Origin of the sequence: Geodermatophilus amargosae (assembly GCF_900116515.1) — a bacterium.
In the GTDB taxonomy this organism is placed as follows: domain Bacteria; phylum Actinomycetota; class Actinomycetes; order Mycobacteriales; family Geodermatophilaceae; genus Geodermatophilus; species Geodermatophilus amargosae.
This window is the reverse complement of record NZ_FPBA01000012.1, coordinates 55,574-73,921: the sequence shown is the minus strand read 5'-3', so window position 1 is coordinate 73,921 and position 18,348 is coordinate 55,574. Positions and strand designations below refer to the sequence as shown.

Below are 18,348 nucleotides of genomic sequence, written 5' to 3'. Positions count from 1 at the left end.
CGATGGCCACCTCAGCGCGGCAGCTGCTCGACGACCTCACCGCGCGCACCGGCGCAACCGCGCCAAGGGCGACGGTCGAGGACGTCACCGGGGCACTGGCCCATGTCGGCCGGGCGCTGACCGGGCTGACCGAGGACGGGCTCACCGCGACCGCGGCCCCCCAGCAGCGGACCGCCACCGATCTAGCCGAGGCGTGCGCCACCGTGGGCCGGCTGTGGCCGCATACCGGCGGGCCGCTCACCGACCTCGCCGGAGCCGCCGCCGACCTGGTCGGCCGCGACCGGGCCGTCATGGGCCGCGCGCACCGGTGGGCGGTCACCGTCGAGCTGGCCGAGGTGGCCGACCACTGCGCCCGGCTCGGCCGACGGTTGCTGCCGCCGGACGCAGCCCCGGAGTTGACCACCGTCCGCGAGCTGGCCTCCGCCGTGGAGCGTGACGCACAGGCCCATCCGCCGACCGCAGCCGGCTACGTGGTGCTGGATCGTCTCGTTCCCCTCCCCGGCCCGTCACATGGTGAGCCGGGAGTGACCGCACTGGATGCTTCCGCTGCGCTCGGTGCCGCCCTCGACCGGGCTGGGCAGCAGGACGGCCTGACACTGCGCGAGTTCCGTGCCGCCGTCGCCGCTGTGGAGATCACCCACCGATACGCCGCCGCCTTCGCCGGCATGGCCGGGCAGGACGCCGGAGCGCTGGTGATCACCGGGCTCGCGTGGCAACTGGCCGGCCGGGCGAGCATGGTCTTCAAGGACGGGCGACCGGCGGACCCGGATGACCGCCGGGGCGTCGTGCGGTGCGCGCAAGCGCTCGTCAGCGCGTTGCGCGACGGGGTCGACGTCCAGGCCGAACCATCTGGACCACCCGACCGGAACGCGTCGGCCGATGTGGTCGCGGCTGTCGCGCAGGTCGTCGGCCAGTTGCCGGCCCTCGCCGAGCAACTGGCCGCAGCTGTCGACCGTTGGTCCCGCACAGGCCGCCTGTACGCGAACGCGCGAGACCTGCCGCCGATGGAGGACATGCCCCCGGACCGGGTGAGGGCGGTGATTGCCGGACGGCACGTGGAGGTCCGCGGGGCGGACTTGGACCACCTTCGGGCGACCGTGCATCGAGCAGCGGACCTGATACGCGAGCGGGCCGGCGCACGCGACGGTGCTCATGCGCCGCACCCGAGCACGCACCGCTCAGCCGACCGGCACCTTTCACAGGCTCGGATGTCCGTGGCGGCCGAACGGCCACATGGCCGGACCTCGATCCGGACACACGGCCTGCCGACAGTCAGGTATGCCCATCCAGCGCCGGGGAAGGTTCCGCCGTCCCCAAAGGGGATCCCTCTCCGTTGACGGTGAGCGCAGGCCCATGACGTCCCTAAAAGGCGGCCTAAGGGACACCCGAGAAGCTCATCTCCGAGGATGCGTCAGGCCATGCTCTGAAGGCTGCACCCGGCCAGCCTCACTGCGCCGTGGTCAGAGGCCGATCTTGCTGGAGAGCCAGCCTGCTGGAGGCATGACTCCCCCATCGATCTGAGGAGCGAAAGTGGTTCAGTTGTCATCAGCGGTGATCGCAGCGGTAACCGCCCTCGCCGTAGCGCTGCTGACCCATCTCCTAGCGGCTCGACGAGAGGAGGTTCGTCGCTCCATGGAGGAGGCGCACGACATGAGACTGCGTTATCTGAACCCGCTGCGACTACATCTAGTAGAAAACGCTTTCAGGTTGCAGGAGATCAGAGACACGGTTGCAAGCAAGTCCAGCTGCGAACCCCTCCTTTATGTACGTGACCCACTAGAGCTCCGATCGAAACAGCCCGAATGGTTCAATCGTGAAGGGGCATATCTGGCCACGTCCTGCTACCTGGCGACATGCCTCTTTTCTGCCTCGGCTCGGATCAGGCGGGACTTGCCGTACGTGAGGTTGGGGGAGGACGAGGACACAGCCCTACTCACGCACTTGCGTCGTATCAGCCTCGGATACTCGAGAGACCTAGGCGTATTTTACGCAACTCAGGACAGTCTTGGGAGGATGATCGAACGAGACGGACAGATCATGACCTACATCGAATTCTGCGCATTACTTCAAGGTGCAGAAGGGTTTTGGTTCGATCGACTCGTGCGCTACTACCTGGACACCGCGCAGGGACTACACCCGAGTCGGGTGACGGGAGCCGGTCGCAGCATGGATGCGCTCCTCGTATTCCTCGAGAAACAGATCGGGGGTACTTCCTCCTTGAAGGCTGTCCTCGAAGCTGAGAAGTAGTCGTCAAGAGACGACACGTGCACTCAAAGGGCCGCTTTAATGGCTACGTCTTCCAGTGCCCTAGCGGACCGTCCGGACGACGAGCTCTACGAACTTGTTGCTCATTTTGTCCTGCCTTCCGCGGAGCGGTGATCGAGCTACAGCACTACGCACATCGACCCCCTATCTAATGTACCTAAGTGGGCCGCTCAGGGACAGTTGACGGGCCTTCGAGCCTGTGCATGACCGCCTAACCTGTCGGCTCCCTATCGGATTCGACCGAGCGAAGTTTGCTGGCACAGGGCCGCTCAGGCTTAGGCCAGGAGCCCGATTTCGAGTCTCCGAGCGGTGCAGCTCAGGGGCGCTCGCGAATCGCAAGACATGCTCAACAGGCCGACGATGAGGCACCAACGCCGGAACCCGCAGCGTGTCTCCGCCAAGGGAGTCGAGAACGCTAAGCCCTCAACGACCCTTCTGCCGGGCGCGGGAAGATAGCGCCTGGAGGATCACTCACGGAGGGCATGTCATAAGGGAGTCTGGGGCCAATGTTGCTAGAGATGCGGCATGACTCTGTTGTGACTCGATGCGTGCGCGTCCGACACCCCGCATCGGTTGAGCGAGGCAGCATTCGAGAGTCCAAAGACTTTGGAGGCGTCTGCCGTGAACTTCCTAGCCACAGTCCTTCCCGGTGTGCGACAACTACGAACTCCGGCTACTGTCGGCGCGTTGTGGATAGCAGTCGTCACTATCATCGCCCTGCCGCAGTGGGATGATCTCCGAGCTGGCGCCGGCCTGGCTCAGGCTGTGGCAGTCGTAGACGCATTTCCACGCCCTGTTGGCATAGCCGCCCTCGTGCTCGCGATCTACGTGATCGGCTGCATCGCCACACCGCTACAACTAGGATTTGGGCGTCTCTTGATCGCCGGAATCTTCTCTGTTGTACATAGGATTATCCAGATGTCCAGTCGTGGTGTCATCCGATTCAGGATTTGGCGTCTAGGGCACCTCCTGCATGACCACTTCGCAGAAGATCCGCGTTCTGTGACAGTGCCGCTCGAGGGTGCGATGACCGCTAGCTTCGCGCAAGCAGGCGCACCGGCCCTCGCTTGCCAGGTCGTTCCTTTTCGGTATGTGATCAATAGCCTCGAGGCAGCCGCAGTCCAGCTCTGCGAAAAAGTGCCCCTGCAGGCCGAAGAGTACGACCGGGTCAAGTCTGAATCTGAGTTCCGTGGAGGATTAGCACTCCCATTGGGTGTCCTTCTTGGGTTGCTGGCCGCCCCAATTTCTCCGTTTCTGCTCCCCGTGGCGGCCGCCGTGTCAGTAGGGTTAATCTTCCAATCGCACCAGCTGCGTCAGCAGTCAAGGCGACTGCTGGCCATGTGTTTGCAGTTGGGCTACGCGCGCTCACCACTCCTCGACGGATTCCTAGCTGCAGTGAAGCGCATGAGACTTCCCGAGGATGCCTCGGCAGGCACCTGGTCAGCCGCGCTCGCCGTGGCGGCGACCAATCTGGGCGACTGGGAACTGCAGACCCAAATTATGGACGAATTCTATCCCGGACTTGCCGCTGAGGAGCCGAAAAATGTCCTCGACTTCCTCGACTTCCTCATGATCAATGACCCTGACGGTGTCTGGGTGGCCGTGGAAGGCTTGCGAAAGTACGGCCGGAAGGTGAGTGACACTTACCCGACGGAGCCGACTCCTGTGGCTTGAGCTTGAGGTAGGCATTGCCCCGCTCCTTCAGCTCACCAGCAGTATTGTCGCGAGGATGCTGTCCCTAAGTGGGCCGCTCAGGGACACCGAGCCCATGCAGGCAGTGGATCGCTTTCGCCGACTATGCGACCGGATGCCACCGCACACGCTCCAGGCACGGCATCGGGAGTGGGGCATCGTCGAGGGAGTACACCTCCAGACCCGACAGCCGGCCCTCGTCGACGAACAGTAGAAGCCCTCCGATCGGCTCCCCGTCCGCGCTGACCACCGTTCCCTCAACCGGCACGGGGCTGGGCGCTGATGAGCGAGGCGCGGCGACGGGCACATGCAGATCGAGGGTCCCGCATCCGCACGTGCAGCCGGGTGACGCGCTTACCTGAGCTACCTGGGTGCGGAGTGCTTCGACGCCGTGGAACTCATGGCCAAGTAGCGCATCGAGAAGCGCGAGCTCGCTGTCCGTCATTGGCCGGCTGCTCGCGCCCCGCTGAGATCGTCGGGTCACGCTCTCAGCCTTGTCCCACGACGCCGTGGATCAGCGTCGACAAGCGGATGGTTACGCGGGTGTCCCTGAGTGGGCCGCTCTGGGACAGTCCGCTGCGCTGCTTCCGGTCCCTGTCCGACCGTCTCGCGAGCCGATTCCCTACCGGGATCCGTGGCGGACAGGCGGAACGTCATTCGATGGCCGTCCCGTTTGACCCGTCCGATGAAGGTCTTCGCCTGGGGGAGATGACCGGGACGCTCGCTGGGAACCGATCATGGGCGTGCGGGGTGCCGTGGTGACCAGAACGGTGCCGAGCACAGCCTGATGGACGGTGCCAGGTGGCACGCCGAGGACCTCGGTGACCCGGTCAATGTGTGCCAGCCGCCGGCCTGGCGGCAGCGCGGCGATGACGGTCCCCGCGTCACGCAGTGCCGCGCGGAGGTCCGCCGTGGTCGGGTTGCGCACGGCCGGGGTGACACGCGCGTCGAGCAGGGTGTCGGCGAGGCCGCTCGAGCTCTGGGTGGCAGTCCGCAGCGCGGTGGCGCCGTCGCGGTGGAAGAGGTCGGCCGGATCCAAGCCGTCGGGAAGGGTGAGTCGGCGCGGGTTGTCGCCCCGGGCGGTGAGCTGCCAGTACATCCGCTCGGCGGCACGCTGGCCGGCGTCGTCGGCGTCGGTGGCCACGACGATGCCCGGTTCACCGGAGTGGATGTGCGGGCCGAGCAGGTCGGCCTGCCGGTCGGTGAGAGCGGTGCCGAGCATCGCGACGCCGACGGTCTGCCCGTCCCCGGCCAGGGTGAGGGCGACGGCGTCCAGCGGCCCCTCGACGAGCGCCAGGGCGGCCCCGGCGGCCAGCGCTGGGAGGCCCTCGTGCAGGCCCAAGAGGTGCTCGCCCTTGCGGTAGAGGTCGGTGCCGGGGGTGTTGAGGTACTTGGGGCCGACGCGGCCGCCCTCGAAGGCGGCGGGATTGCGGCGGGCGACGAAGCCGCGGACGACGCCGTCGACGTCGCGGACGGGGAAGGTGAGCCGGTCGCGGAACCGGTCGATCACGGTTCCGGTGCGGGCTCGCTGGGCCAGGCCGGCGGCGAGCACTTCGTCGTCGGTGGCGCCGCGGCTGCGCAGGTGGTCGACCAGCGCGGTCCAGCCGCCGGGTGCGTAGCCGGGGGCGAAGCGTGGGTCGGCGGCGAGATCGGTGCCCAGTCGCTGCCGCAGGTAACCGGGCGCCCAGGAGCCGGGGTAGGAGTCGGTGAAGAAGGCGGCGGCCCAGGTGTTGAGCTCGATCAGCCGGTCGCGGCCGACGGCGGCGGTGGCCCAGAAGTGCTGCTCGAGCAGGTAGTCGGCGTCGTCGACGTCGGTCGGGGCGAGGGGGTCCGGGGTGACGTACCGCGGCGCGACCGGTGGGGAAGTGTCGTGGCCGGGATCGAGGGGCACGTCGAGGTCATCGGGGGGCGGGGCCGCCGGATCAACGGTGACGGCCGCGGCCTGGTCCTCACGGGGGAGGAGCTGGTCGGCGTCGTCCGGCGGCTGCAGGTCGGCCGGCAGCGGCTCGGGAGTCCGGACGGGCGCGGGGTCGGTGAGGGCGGCGACACGGAAGACGAGCGCCTCGGCCACGTCCGTGCCAGTCAGGTCACTCCCTGTCCCGGCGGGCAGGCCGGCGACCGCAGCGGTGAGCAGATCAGCGGGGGACCAGCCACCGCGGATCCCGGTGGTGACCGCGGCGACCAGGGCGGGCCACGCCGGGTCGGCCAGCACCCGCCGGCCGTGGTCACCGGGCAACAGCTCCAGCAGCGTCGTGCACCAGTCCGGGCGCGGCCCGGCACCCTCGGGGCCGGCGGTGGCGGCGGCAGGGGTGAGATGGGGCGCCAGCCGCCACCACAGCGCGGCGGCGGGCAGCTCGTCGGGCAGCGGTCGCCGCGCCGCGACCGCGGCGAGCAGGCCGGCGGCATCGAGGCCGGCGCGGTCGGCGGCGGCCAGCCGGTCGGCGAGCGCCGGCCAGTGCGGATCCCGGCGCAGCCCGGGGTCGATGCTGTCGGCCAGCGCCGCCCACGGCGCGCCGCCCCTCGCCGGGGTGGTCGCGGCCAGGGCCGCCTCCAGCCGATGCTGGTGGCGGCGGGCGGCGGCCGCAGGCTGGGGTGGTCCGGTGGGGCGCCGGTCGTCGTCGGGCACGGTGTGTGCGGCGCGCCAGACGGCGAGGTCGGCGCGCAGCGACGCGGTGTCGGGGTCCAGCAGCGGCCGGGCCCAGCCGGGTGCGGTCGCCGCGGTCATGGCGTCGGCGGTGTCGGTGACCCGGGCCGCGCAGGCGGTCAGGTGGTCGGCGCGCGCAGCGAGATAGGGCCCCCAGTGCGGATCGTCGGCCAGCACCGCCGGCACGCCGGGCAGCCACGGCAGCGGACCCGCCGCCCCGGGCGCGGGCAGCCGCCAGTCCAGGACGGCGGCGGGATCGTGCGCGCTGCCCAGCTCCCGGACGGCGGCGGCGGTGGTCAGGGCGGCCACGGGGTCGATACCGGCGCAGGCCAGCAGCGCCAGGTGCGCGCGCAGCGTCGGCCACGCCGCCGCGGCGGTCAGCCCCGGACGGGCCTGCTCGGCGGCGTCCTCCAGTTCTTCCCCGGCCGCGGCGCCGAGGCGGTGCTCGGCGGCGACGCGCAGCGCATCGGCGTACCGGGTGGCGGCCGCGTGCAGCTGCACGGCCGGATCGGCCAGCGACCGCCGGGCGCCGGCGGCCGAGGACTGCGCGCCGTCGCGGCCGAGCATCCCGATCAGCAGGTCGGTGGCGGTCGGCGGGAACACCGCAGCGGGCGCGACGATGCTGTGCGGGTCGCCGTCCCCGACGGTGGCCAGGTACAGGTGGTTGGCCGTCCGGCCGCGGGAGAGGGCCACGTAGAGCAGCTGCCGGGACTCCGTGCCGGTGAGCACGGTGTGGCAAGTGTCGGCGGTGACGCCCTGCGCGCCGTGCACGGTGGCGGCGTAGCCCAGCTGCACGGACTGGCGCACGTAAGCCGCCGGCAGGGTGATCCGCCGCCCGGTGGCGCTGTGGGCGACGGCGAGGGCGCCGTCATCACCGACGGCGGTGACGGTCCAGCGGTCGCCGTTCTTCACCCAGTCGGCCGCGCCGATCGGCAACCGGCGCTCGTTGGCCCGGGTGATCACCGGGTCCCCGGCGCCGGCCCGGGTGCCGTCGGCCAGCGCGACCGCCGCACCCGCCGGACCGCCGACCGACGCGAGCCGGTCGGCGCGGGCACGCTCGTTGAGCTGCTGCACCACTTCCCGGGTGGCGGCCAGCAGCAGCGCGTCGGCGCCGCGGGCCCGATCGGCGGCCCAGGCGGTGTAGGCCTGCTCCGCGCAGGTGGCTGCGTCGCCGACGTGCACCCGACCCGAGTCGAGGTAGAAGCCCAGGGCGGCGGTGTCGCCGTCGCGCAGCGCGACGGTAGCCGCGGCCTCGGCCGGGTCGGTGAAGCGCACCAGCTGGCTCAGCGTCACCGCGCCGTGCGTGGCCGCGATCTCGGTCAGCACACCGCCGGCGGCCACCGAGGCGAGCTGCTGGGAGTCCCCGACCAGCCGCACCGACCCGCCCCGCCCCAGCACGTGGGACACGGTTCGCGCGAGGTCGAGCGTGCCGGCCATGCCCGCCTCGTCGACGACCACCAGCGTGCCCGGGCCGATGCCGGCGACCCAGTCGGGCCGGTCCCCGGTGTCGAGGGAGCAGACCAGCTTGGCGAGGGTGTCGCACGGGGAGCCGATGGCCTCGCGCAGCCCGGCGGTGGCCACCGCCGACGGAGCCAGGCCCAGCACGCTGCCGCCGCCGGCGGTCCAGGCCCGGGCCAGCGCGGCCAGGGCGGTGGTCTTGCCCGTGCCGGCCGGCGCGAGGGCCAGCTGCACCCGGGCGCGGCTGCCGGCCAGCTCCCGGACCAGCTTTGTCTGGCCGGGATTGAGCTCCCGTCCGTTGGCCGTGGCCTCCAGCAGCGCCAGTTCGACGACCGCCGGATCCGCGCGGCGGCCGTCGCGGCGGCCGGCCGCGGCCAGCAGCACCGCCTCGGCGTCGAGCACCGCGGCGCTGGTGTAGCGGCGGGCACCGGCGACGCTGTACACGCTGGCTCCGTCCGAGCGGCGCAGCTCCACCGGCTCGTCCACCGGATCCGGATCGCCCAGCGGGATGGAGTGGGCGGGGGAGAGGGCCGCTCCGGTCACCCGGGCCACGGCGTCGTCGACGTCGCCCGGGGCCAGGTCGGCCGCGCGCACCACCCGCTCGGCCTCGGCGCGCACGTGCCAGTACTGCCAGCTCGCCCGTTGCCCGCTGACCGTGTCCAGCACCCGGGCCGCGGCCGCGCCGACCCAGGCCTCGGTGACAGCACGGCGGCGGTGCGGGGGGCGACCGAGGACGCGGCCGAGCATGCCGGTCAGGGCGGATCGGCTGCCGAGGACGGCCAGCGCCTGACGCCGCCAGGCCGTCCGCTGCTCGGCCAGGGAGCGCGCCTCGTGCTTGGCCTCCCGCGTCTGCAGGGTCGCCTGCTGGGCCAGGGCGATCGCCTCCGCCGCGGTCGGCGGTCGGCCCTGCTCGGCCTGGAAGTCCGCGGCCAGCGCCGCCCGGCGGACGTCGATCGCCCGCCGCCGCGACGACCACGCCGTCAGCAGCCGCGGGTCCATGCCGACGACCTCCCGCACGGGCCGCTTGTCGGCCTCCCCGCCGGGACGCGCGGCGAAGCGCACCCCGAGCCGGGCGGCCAGGTGCGCCTCCAGCCGGGTGTTGTACCGCTCCGAGGCCGCGACGTTGGCCTTGTGCAGCACCCGTCCGTCCAGCGCCCGCCACTGCCCGTCGCGGGTCTGCACCTTGTTGCTCACCGCCACGTGGGTGTGCAGGTCGGGGTCGCCGGCGCGGGAGTCGCGGTGGGTGAACACCGCGGCGATCAGGCCGGTGGTCTCCACCTGGCGCACGCCGCCGGCGCCCAGCCGGGTGAAGGCGGCGGTTCCCTCCAGCCAGGCGAGGGTGTCGGCGACCGCGGCGGCGTGGGCGGCCTCGACCTGGTCGGCGACCTCGCGCGGGGCCAGCGCCCACAGCGCCGAGACCGACTTGACCGGGGAGAACGTCAGGTCCCAGCCGGCCACCGCGCGGGTCGCTGGCCGCGACCCCCGGGCGATGAACCCCGACAGCTCCCGGGCGTCGGCCGGCGGGCGGCCGTACGCGGTGGCAAACATGTCCCGTGCTGTCCGGCTGCGGATCCGGGCCCGCTCCTCCTCCGGCAGTGGTGCGTCACGCGGCAGGCCGCGCGCGGCGTTCGCGGCGGCGAACTGCTGCGCGCACCGCGCCCGGAAGCCGTCCGGGGACGTGCTGTAGAGCAGGAAGGGCAGGCCGAGAGCGCCGAGCGCGCGCGCCTCGGCCGGTGTCCGTCCCGCGGCCAGGGCCGCCCGCTCGAGGCGCCCGGCGTCCGGATGACGCCCCTGCCCGAAGAGGGCCTCCATCTGCTCCTCGCCGACCGGCTGCCCGGCATGCACCCCGGGCAGCCCGGCCAGGCCGCTGCCGGCCCACGTCCCGGGGGACTCGCCGCGCTGGGCGTAGTAGTCACCCAGGCCGGCATGGCCCCGCTGGGTGGCGTCCAGTGCCGCCACCTGCCGCGTGAGATAGCTGTATCCCTCGCCCGCCGTCAGCTTGTGCAGGGACATCACGGCCGCGGACGGTAGGAACGGCACCTCCAGTCGCGGACCCGGAGTCCTCCAGTTGCTCGCGCCGCGGCGGTGCTCGAACGCCCGATCGCTGGGGTGGTGAGCTGCGTCGAGTTCCGGTCGGGCATCCGGTCGACGCCCTCACCTATCCGCCCCGCACGGAGCTCCGGCCGCTGGCCGCCTTCGCGGGCACGGCGTCTTCTCGCCCGGACCCGGGCGTGCAGGCGCAGGTGGAGCGGTTCGTCGTGGAGCATTACGCCGCGGGTCGCTCCTTGCGGGAGTTGGCGGAGCTCACCGACCGGTCGTTCTCCGCGGTGCGGAAGATCCTCGACCGGCACGGGGTCCGCCGGCGCGGCGTGGGCGCGGCCCGGCTCAGCGCCGAGGCGCCCACCCCTCCGACCCGATAGGCGGGCGGCCTCCTGCTCGTCCGGGGCGCCGGCCGTGCCGTGCCTGGAGGCTGCCGGAGCCGGCAGTGCATGAGGTGTAACCCATTGCGATCTTGATCGCTGCCCGTGCGGATGAGAATGCTCCTGTCGTCCGGCGACGTCGGAACACAGTGGTGCCAGCGAGCCCGCTGAGGTGTATGGCGCGGGGTCCTCGGGTGCCCTTGATTGCTGCCGTGAGCGCGTGGGTCTGTGTCCTGGCAGAGGGCCCTCCGGGCGACGCCATCGGTGTCGATGCGGAGGAGGGATCGCCGTGGAGGTGCTGTTCGAACGGGTCGCAGGGCTCGACATCGGCAAGGCGAGCCTGACGGTCTGTGTGCGCACGCCCGGCCCACGGGGCCGGCGGGCGCAGACCCGGACGTTCCCGACGATGACCCGCTCGCTGGAGGTGATGCGGGACTGGTTGCTCGCCGAGGGCGTGACGATCGCGGCGATGGAGTCGACCTCGACCTACTGGAAGCCGGTCTTCTACTGCCTGGAGGAGGTGATGGACACCTGGCTGTGCAACGCCGCGCACATCAAGGGCGTCCCGGGCAGAAAGACCGACGTCAAGGACGCCGAATGGATCGCCCAACTGCTGGAGTGCGGGCTCATTCGGCCGTCGTTCGTGCCTCCTGCAGATATTCGCCGGTTGCGGATGCTGACCCGCTACCGGGTGCAGCTGATGGGCGACCGCACCCGGGAGATCACCCGGCTGGAGCTGATGCTGGAGGACGCCAGCATCAAGCTCTCCTCGGTCGCGGCCAGCCTCTCCAGCGTCTCGGCGCGGGCGATGCTGACCGCGCTGATCGCCGGTGAGCGGGATCCGGCGGTGCTCGCCGAGCTGGCCAAGACCCGGATGCGGCGCAAGATCCCGGCGCTGACCGAGGCGCTGACCGGGCACTTCGACGAACACCACGCCCAGCTCGCGCGCAGCATGCTGCACCGCCTGACCCTGGTCGAAGACGCCCTCGCCGAGCTCGATGCGGTGCTCGCCCAAGCCTGCCGGCCCTGGGCGCACCAGCTGGAGCTGCTGCAGACCATCCCCGGAGTGGGGGAGAAGGTCGCCCAGGTGATCCTCGCCGAGACCGGCGGGGACATGTCCCGGTTCCCCTCCGCGGCCCATCTGGCCTCCTGGGCCGGCCTGGCGCCGGGAGTGCACGAGTCGGCCGGCCGACGGCAGCGGCCCGAGCAGCAGCACGGCAACAAGTGGCTGACCGCGATGCTGGTGGAGGCCGCCGGCTCGGTCGGGCGGATGCACGGCGCCAACTATCTGGCCGCCCAGCACGCCCGGCTCACCGCCCGCCGCGGCCGGGCCCGCGCCCAGGTCGCCGTGGCGCACTCGATGCTGGTCTCGGCCTACTACATGCTCTCCCGCGATGAGCCCTATCGGGACCTCGGCCCGGACTGGCTCGCCAAGCGCAACGACGAGGCCCACACCCGCCGCCTGGTCGCTCAACTCGAACGGCTCGGGCACACCGTGGTCCTCGACCCCGCCGCCTGACCTCAACTGCAGACGAACTAGAGGACGGGCTTCGCCCGCCCCGCGCTGACGCGCGCCTGCAACTCACCTATTCACGGGTCTGTGTGGCACTTGATCTTGGCCGTTCTCTGGTGGTGATCGGAGGCGCGATGGCCCGGTCCAGTAGCGCACGAGGACCGACGTCGGAGCCCGGTCGTGCGGGCGTGGGAGGCGCCGCGCGAGGTCGAGCGGTGGCCGGTGTGGACGCCGCCGGTGACCTCGGTACGACGCCTCGATGACGGGAGCTGGCCGTCGGGTCTCGGGGTGTGGGGTGGCGCAGCGCCGCCTCCCGCCGACCGAATAGGCCGTGACTGGGCACGAGCCTTTCCGCTAGTTCACCCGGATGGCCACCAGCCCAGGGTCGCGCACCTCCGCCCGGCGCTCCGCCAGGAGCCTTCGCCCGGTTCCCGAGGGCTGTCGACTCCGGTGCTCGGAGGGACGTTGCCTGCGACCGGAGGGCGACGTCGGCCTCACGGTGCCCGCGACTCCTCGATGCAGGCGGGGCGCGTCGAGCGCCTGCGCGGCGCCATGGTCACCGCCTCCGGACACTGGTAAACATGGGGATGATTGGCCGATCGGCGGTCCGCTTGGACAGGGAGCGAGGCAGTGGTGCTCGAGAGGTCCCAGGCGCTCACCTTGGTCACCCGGCGGATGGGAACGAGATCGAGGACACCGGGGCGGCGTGAGCGATGAGTGAAGCACCAGCAGGCGTAGTGGTCGTCGGTGGCTCCATCGGTGCCGTCCGAACGGTCCAGGGGTTGCGGAGGGAAGGTTATGGAGGTCGGATCCGTCTCCTGACCGAGGAACTCGTCGAGCCCTACGACCGGCCTCCCTTGTCCAAGCAGTACCTGGCCGGCAGCAGGTCCCTGGACCAGTTCACCCTTCTCACTCAGGAGGCAGCGGGCGACCTCGACGTGGAGATGGTGCTCGGGGCTCGAGCGGTCGGCATCGACCCCGACTGGGACGTGGTGCAACTCGCGGACGGCTCGCGGATCAGTTATGAGCACCTGGTCGTAGCGACCGGCAGTAGTCCGCGAGTCACCCCGTGGGACACCGTCGAGGGGGTGCTCTCTCTCCGGGATCTCCAGGACGCCGATCAGCTCCGACGCGCGCTCGACGGCGCGAGCAGCATCGCGGTCGTCGGGGCAGGGTTCGTCGGCGCCGAGGTAGCCGCTACGGCCCGGGGCCTGGGGTTGGACGTCACGATGATCGATCCGCTCCCACACCCGATGGCGCGTGTGCTGGGGGGCGCGCTCGCCGATCGTTTCATCGAGCTGCACCAGGACCGCGGCGCGAACCTCCTCTTGAGCACCCGCGTCGAGTCGATCCAGAGGGACGCCTCGGGCATCCAGCTGTCCCTGTCCGACTCGACGGTTCTCACCTGCGACGTCGTCGTCATCGGGATCGGGACCGTGCCCAACACCGGGTGGCTGTCCGGGGCCGGTCTCGACCTGGTGAACGGCGTCGCGTGCGACGCCCGGGGACGAGCGACCGACGTCGCTGGGATCTACGCCGTCGGCGATGCCGCGCGCTGGCTCGATCCCCATGACGGCGTTCAACGCCGGCACGAGCACTGGACGAACGCCGTCGAGCAGGCAGCGGTCGTGGCGAAGGTCATCGTGCACGGCGATGCTCCCGAGCACCGGCCCCGCCCCTACGTGTGGAGCGATCAGTACGACTGGCAGATCCAGGTCCTCGGGGACCCCGCCCGCGGCGAGCTGATCGACGTCATCGAGAACGAGCCCGTGATCAGCGACGGCGCCGCTCCCCGTCCGCGCTTCGCCGCCGTCTACGGCGCATCGGACGGGAACGTCGTCGGCGCGGTCATCGTCTCCTGGCCCAGAGCCACTCTCACCCTGCGGCGGTCGCTGGCCTCGACGACGACCACGGCCGACGCCACGACCTCTGTCCAGGCCCTCACAGCGCGCTGAGGTCAGGATCCGCTCCGAGGAGCAGCGGACGGGCGGAATCGCGCCCGTCGCCACGCTCCGCTGACCGGCTGGTGGTCAACGAGCAGCCGCTCCCTGCTCCGTGCCGTCGCCGTGCCTTCCGACGTGCATGCGGGTGATATGCGCGCCCGCCCGCACCAGGTCCTCCAGAGTGGGCGTGACCAGCGCCGCGCGGAGGCCGGCCTCGCGCACGGCATGCTCTGGGAGAGCGACCTGGCCGGCGCACACGTAGACGGGGCGGCCCACCGCGCGGCGCACGACCCCTGACACGACCTTGCCGCGCATGCTCTGGTCGTCCAGCCGTCCCTCGCCCGTCACGACGACCGCGGCGCGACGGCTGGCGTCGTCGAAACCCACCGCGTCCATCACGGCGTCGATGCCCGACGTGAGCTCCGCGTCGAAGAAGGCCCAGAGGCCGCCGGCCAGGCCGCCGGCTGCGCCGGACCGGGGCAGTCCGCGAGGATCCCGGGGGAAGCCGGCGGCGAGCCGGTGCAGGTGGTCGGTGAGCCGCTCGACTGCGTCCGGCGCGGCGCCCTTCTGCGGACCGAAGACCGTCGCGGCCTCCTCGAACGGTGTCGTGACGTCGCTGAGGACCACCAGTCGCGCTCCCCGGAGGCCACCACCGGCGTGGACGGCCTGGACGGCGCCGTGACCGCCGTCCGTCGTTGCGCTCCCGCCGCAGGCGACGTAGACCGTGCGGGCTCCCTCGCGAGCGGCCTGCGCGATGAGTTCCCCCGTGCCGTAACTGGTGGCGCGCTCGGCGTCCCGGTCCTCTCGAGCGACGAGTGGCAGCCCGCTCGCCGCAGCGACGTCCACCACCGCCGTGCGGCCGTCGGTCAGGAGGGCCAGACGCGCCGGCACCGGCTCGCCGAGGGGACCGGTGGCCGTGACCTCGAGCCAGACGCCCCCGACGGCGTCCAACAGGGCCTGTGCGGTGCCCTCCCCGCCGTCGGCGAGGGGGAGCACGACGGGTCGGCCACCGGCCTCGTGCACCCCGCGCGCGAGGGCGGCTGCGACCTCCCGCGCTGCAAAGGTGCCCTTGAACGAGTCGGGACAGAGGAGGATCTCAGGGCCGCGCGTGTCTCCCGGCGCTGCATCGTCGGCTGTCATGGGTGTCGTCCTCCGTGAGGGGTCCACTGCCCTGTGCGGCTCTGGCGCTCGGCGCGGAGCCCCCACCACCGTGCCGGGGTCGGCCTCACTCCGGACGCCCTGATCGTCCGTCACGCCGTACCCGCCGGCCCCCGCGACCGAGGCGGGATCACAGCCAGCCGACCGGTCCCTCGAGCAGGGGGCCCAGTTCGCCCCGGTGGAGGTCGAAGACCTGCGAGAGGTGCTCCTGCATGAGCGTCGCGGCGACCTCCGCGTCGCCATCCACGATGACCTGGGCCACCTTGAGGTGGTCCTCGACCAGCTTCTTGTGGAGTTTCCGGACGTCCCCGACGGTGGCGGTGTGGTGGGCAAGGATCTGGCCGTACGCGCGGAAGGTGAGCTGGAAGACCCGGTTACCGGCGAGTCCGGACACCGCACCGTGGAAACCCTCGTGGCCGGTCACGTAGACGTCGAGGTCGACGTGCTCGTCGTCCTCGACATCACCGGACAGATACGGGGCCATCACCTGCTCGCGTAGCGCAGCGTCGGGATTCATCGCCGCCATCCGGGCGAGCGTCGACTCCGCGAACACCCACGCCTCGAACAACTCGTCGTACGTCGCGCCCGCGAGGTGGAAGAACAGCGCCTCCATCCTGCCCAGATTGGCGGAGTCGACGGTGCCGACCACCGGACCACCGCCGGGGCCACGACGGATGCTGATCATCCCCTGGACCTCCAGGAGCCGCAGCCCCTCCCGCAGGGACTCGCGGCTGACGCCGTACTGCTGCAGCATCTGGGCCTCCGAGGGCAGACCGTCCCCGGGCTGTAGCCCAGCGGCAGTGATGCTGCGCACGACCTCACGAGCCACGACCTCCGCGGCCTTGAGCGGTCGGAGCACCGAACCTCCGGCGGCGATCGGGATGCCCTTCGGCGGAGTCGCCGACTCCGGGGCCTGCGCCTCGGTCTGCTTACCCTTGCGCGCGCCGGTCTTCTTCTTGCTCGTCACCATGGCTCTCACTTCGCTGTCATCGCCCGCTGTCCTGAGGGCGCTGGTCCATCCACCAGGACACGCGGTGAGACGGTGACCGACGACCTTGTCCGACCGTCGGTCAACGGCGCAAGTGCTCCCAGCACCTCGTCACCGTCCTCGGCGTCGTGTGTCACGCCAACCCAGCGCCTGGCCTCGCTCCAGGCGGACGAGGTCCACGGCCGGGACGAATCCTGCCCGGCAGAGCCTGGCGTCCTCGGGATCACGCCCTCGGCAGCCACGTCGAGCCCCGCCCCACCCGTCGTCCGGCGAGCCGCACCGGCGATGTTCCCACTTCATGACTCAGGACCACGCGTCCGTCGGGCCCGACGGCATCATGCCGAGGTCCCGGTTCACGGCCGGGAACAGGTGCGCGCCCTCCACATCCACCGCGAAGGAGTGGGCCATCTCCTCCCGCTGCCGGTCGGCACCGGTGAGCCGGCCGGTGTGCTGGCGCAGGTGCTCCTCCCACGTGTCGTAGGACTGGACGAGCACGAACAGCGAGGGATTGATCCCGTCTTGATAGAGCCTGCAGCTCGTCGCCCCGGTCTGCAGCCGGGAGCGTCGCACTGGCTCCATCGCCTCGAGGAACGGCCCTTGCGCCTCGGGCGGGACCACGTAGCGCACGACGACCAGCACCGGCCCCACCCGAGGGTCCGGCTCGTAGGCCAGGTCCGGGTCCGTCCAGTAGACCGCCGGATCGCGGTCCAGGTGTGCGACGTCGGGGAGGGGCCACAGCGCCACGGTCACCGCGCCGGCCACCATGAGGACCGCTGCAGCGAGAAAGGTGGGACGCAACCCGACGGCTTGTGCCACGAGCCCCCACAGGAGCGAGCCCGCTGCCTGCGACGCCGCGAAGACCATGTTCAACGTGGCCAGACCGCGGGCGCGCACCCATTGCGGCAGGAAGACCTGTAACGCCGCGCTGACGCCCATGAGCACGAGAAGCCACGCCATGCCGCCGGGCACCAGGAGCACCGCGAGCACGGCTGGGTTCGGCACCGTCACGCAGGCCACGAGTGAGACGGTGAAGAGCACCGCCGACAGGACCAGCAGTCGATTCGCCGAGAGCCGGGCAGCCAGGCGCGGCAGCACCGCGGCGCCGGCAACTGCGCCGACTCCGAGGCTACCTAGCAGCACGCCGAAGCCCGTGGAACCGCTGGACAGCTGCTCGGAGGCAACCAGCGGTAACAACGCCCACATCGCGGCGCCGGGCAGCACGAAGAGGAAGACCCGCAGCAGATACCGGCGCATGGCGGGTGAGTTGCGCACGTACCGGCCACCGGTCCGGATGGCGCTCGTGAACCGCTCGGGGGGCATGCCGGTCGGGACCGGTGGACGGCGCACGACGCCCAGCACGACGAGGAAGGCCGAGGCCGACACGGCGGTGAACCCGAACACGACGGCCGGCCCGGACTGGGACAACAACACCCCTGCCAGTGCCGGGCCCACGGCTCGGGGCCCCGTTCCCGGCCATGCCACCCAGCGCGGCCACCATCCGCACCTGCTCGCGCGGCACGAACGACTGGACCAGGACCTGGTAGGCGGGCAGGGTCGCGGTCAGGCACGTACCGAGCAGGAAGGTGAAGAGGAGCAGCAGCGCGGGTGGCATCAGACCCACGGCCGTCAGGATGCTGAGCGAGCTGCCCACGGCCAGTTGGAGGAGTTGCACGCCGATCAGCAGCCTGCGCCGGTCCAGGATGTCGGCCAGCGCACCTGCCGGAAGGGCGAACAGCACCATCGGCAGGATCGATGCCACCTGGACGAGCGCGACCAGGGTCGACGAGTCGGGTTCGTCGACCAGCACCCACTGCGCACCCGCGGTCTGCATCCAGGTGCCCAGCATGCTGACCAACTGCGCCAGCCACATGGCCCGGAAGGCGCGTACGCGCAACGGCGCCCACAACGACGTCGCTCGTTCGGTGGGCATGTCACTCATCGCGGGAGACGACGAGACTCCTCGAGGACCCACAGGGGCGCCGGACCGGGCAGCACGGGACGGGGCGGTTCGGCTACCGATCCTCGATGCGGAACCCCAGCTTCAGCTTCACCTGGAAGTACGCGACGTCACCGTCGACCACGTGCCCTCGGATCTCTCCCGTCTCGAACCACTCGATGTTGCGGACGGTCTGCGCCGCCTGTCGGATGGCGGTCCGGATGGCGTCCTCGACGCTGGTCTTGCTGCTACCGACGATCTCGCTGAGTCCGTAGACGTGGTCACTCATCCATGGCTCCTATCCGGGTGGACACCGTTTCGCCTCACCCTG

General features: G+C 71.3%; 11 protein-coding genes and 1 pseudogene. 6 read left to right on the top strand and 6 right to left on the bottom strand.

Going from position 1 to position 18,348, the window contains the following annotated elements; all coding sequences use genetic code 11:
* The first annotated feature begins 2 nt into the window (after positions 1 to 2).
* The 3 genes from BM414_RS16205 (at position 3) to BM414_RS28475 (ending at position 3,939) form a co-directional block, all read left to right on the top strand.
* Positions 3 to 1,337, top strand: a complete 1,335-nt coding sequence (locus tag BM414_RS16205) for a hypothetical protein (protein ID WP_093580871.1) — start codon at positions 3 to 5, stop codon at positions 1,335 to 1,337.
* A gap of 676 nt (positions 1,338 to 2,013) precedes the next feature.
* Complete coding sequence (locus BM414_RS16200; protein ID WP_139245904.1) at positions 2,014 to 2,247, top strand: hypothetical protein; 234 nt, start codon at positions 2,014 to 2,016, stop codon at positions 2,245 to 2,247.
* Positions 2,248 to 3,078: 831 nt separating this feature from the next.
* On the top strand, positions 3,079 to 3,939 hold the full coding sequence (locus BM414_RS28475; RefSeq protein ID WP_139245903.1) for a hypothetical protein: 861 nt from the start codon (positions 3,079 to 3,081) through the stop codon (positions 3,937 to 3,939).
* A 640-nt stretch (positions 3,940 to 4,579) separates the two neighbouring features.
* On the opposite strand, the gene mobF is transcribed toward BM414_RS28475, so the two are convergent.
* The gene (mobF, locus tag BM414_RS16190) at positions 4,580 to 10,072 is read right to left on the bottom strand and encodes a MobF family relaxase (RefSeq protein ID WP_093581028.1); all 5,493 of its coding nucleotides are present in this window, start codon (positions 10,070 to 10,072) and stop codon (positions 4,580 to 4,582) included.
* 218 nt (positions 10,073 to 10,290) lie between these two features.
* On the opposite strand from mobF, the gene BM414_RS30865 reads away from it, so the two are divergent.
* The 3 genes from BM414_RS30865 (at position 10,291) to BM414_RS16175 (ending at position 13,947) form a co-directional block, all read left to right on the top strand.
* Positions 10,291 to 10,479, top strand: coding sequence for a helix-turn-helix domain-containing protein (locus BM414_RS30865; protein WP_245784771.1), 189 nt, complete (start codon positions 10,291 to 10,293; stop codon positions 10,477 to 10,479).
* Positions 10,480 to 10,768: 289 nt separating this feature from the next.
* Positions 10,769 to 11,998 (top strand): IS110 family RNA-guided transposase, encoded by a 1,230-nt coding sequence (locus BM414_RS16180; RefSeq protein WP_093580863.1) that lies wholly within the window; start codon positions 10,769 to 10,771, stop codon positions 11,996 to 11,998.
* A 731-nt stretch (positions 11,999 to 12,729) separates the two neighbouring features.
* On the top strand, positions 12,730 to 13,947 hold the full coding sequence (locus BM414_RS16175) for an NAD(P)/FAD-dependent oxidoreductase (protein ID WP_175551633.1): 1,218 nt from the start codon (positions 12,730 to 12,732) through the stop codon (positions 13,945 to 13,947).
* A 75-nt stretch (positions 13,948 to 14,022) separates the two neighbouring features.
* Here BM414_RS16175 and BM414_RS16170 read toward each other — a convergent pair whose 3' ends face one another.
* From BM414_RS16170 to BM414_RS16155, 5 genes and pseudogenes are all read right to left on the bottom strand, one after another.
* The gene (locus tag BM414_RS16170; protein ID WP_175551632.1) at positions 14,023 to 15,075 is read right to left on the bottom strand and encodes a glycerate kinase family protein; all 1,053 of its coding nucleotides are present in this window, start codon (positions 15,073 to 15,075) and stop codon (positions 14,023 to 14,025) included.
* Between the two features lie 148 nt (positions 15,076 to 15,223).
* Positions 15,224 to 16,063, bottom strand: a complete 840-nt coding sequence (locus BM414_RS16165) for a FadR/GntR family transcriptional regulator (RefSeq protein WP_093581026.1) — start codon at positions 16,061 to 16,063, stop codon at positions 15,224 to 15,226.
* 321 nt (positions 16,064 to 16,384) lie between these two features.
* On the bottom strand, positions 16,385 to 17,512 hold the full coding sequence (locus BM414_RS30860) for an MFS transporter (protein WP_425432357.1): 1,128 nt from the start codon (positions 17,510 to 17,512) through the stop codon (positions 16,385 to 16,387).
* Positions 17,513 to 17,528: 16 nt separating this feature from the next.
* Positions 17,529 to 17,951: pseudogene (locus BM414_RS31830) on the bottom strand (MFS transporter); the annotation flags it as partial.
* A gap of 142 nt (positions 17,952 to 18,093) precedes the next feature.
* Positions 18,094 to 18,306: a dodecin gene (locus BM414_RS16155; RefSeq protein WP_093580857.1), complete on the bottom strand. Its 213-nt coding sequence runs from the start codon at positions 18,304 to 18,306 to the stop codon at positions 18,094 to 18,096.
* Positions 18,307 to 18,348: the final 42 nt, after the last annotated feature.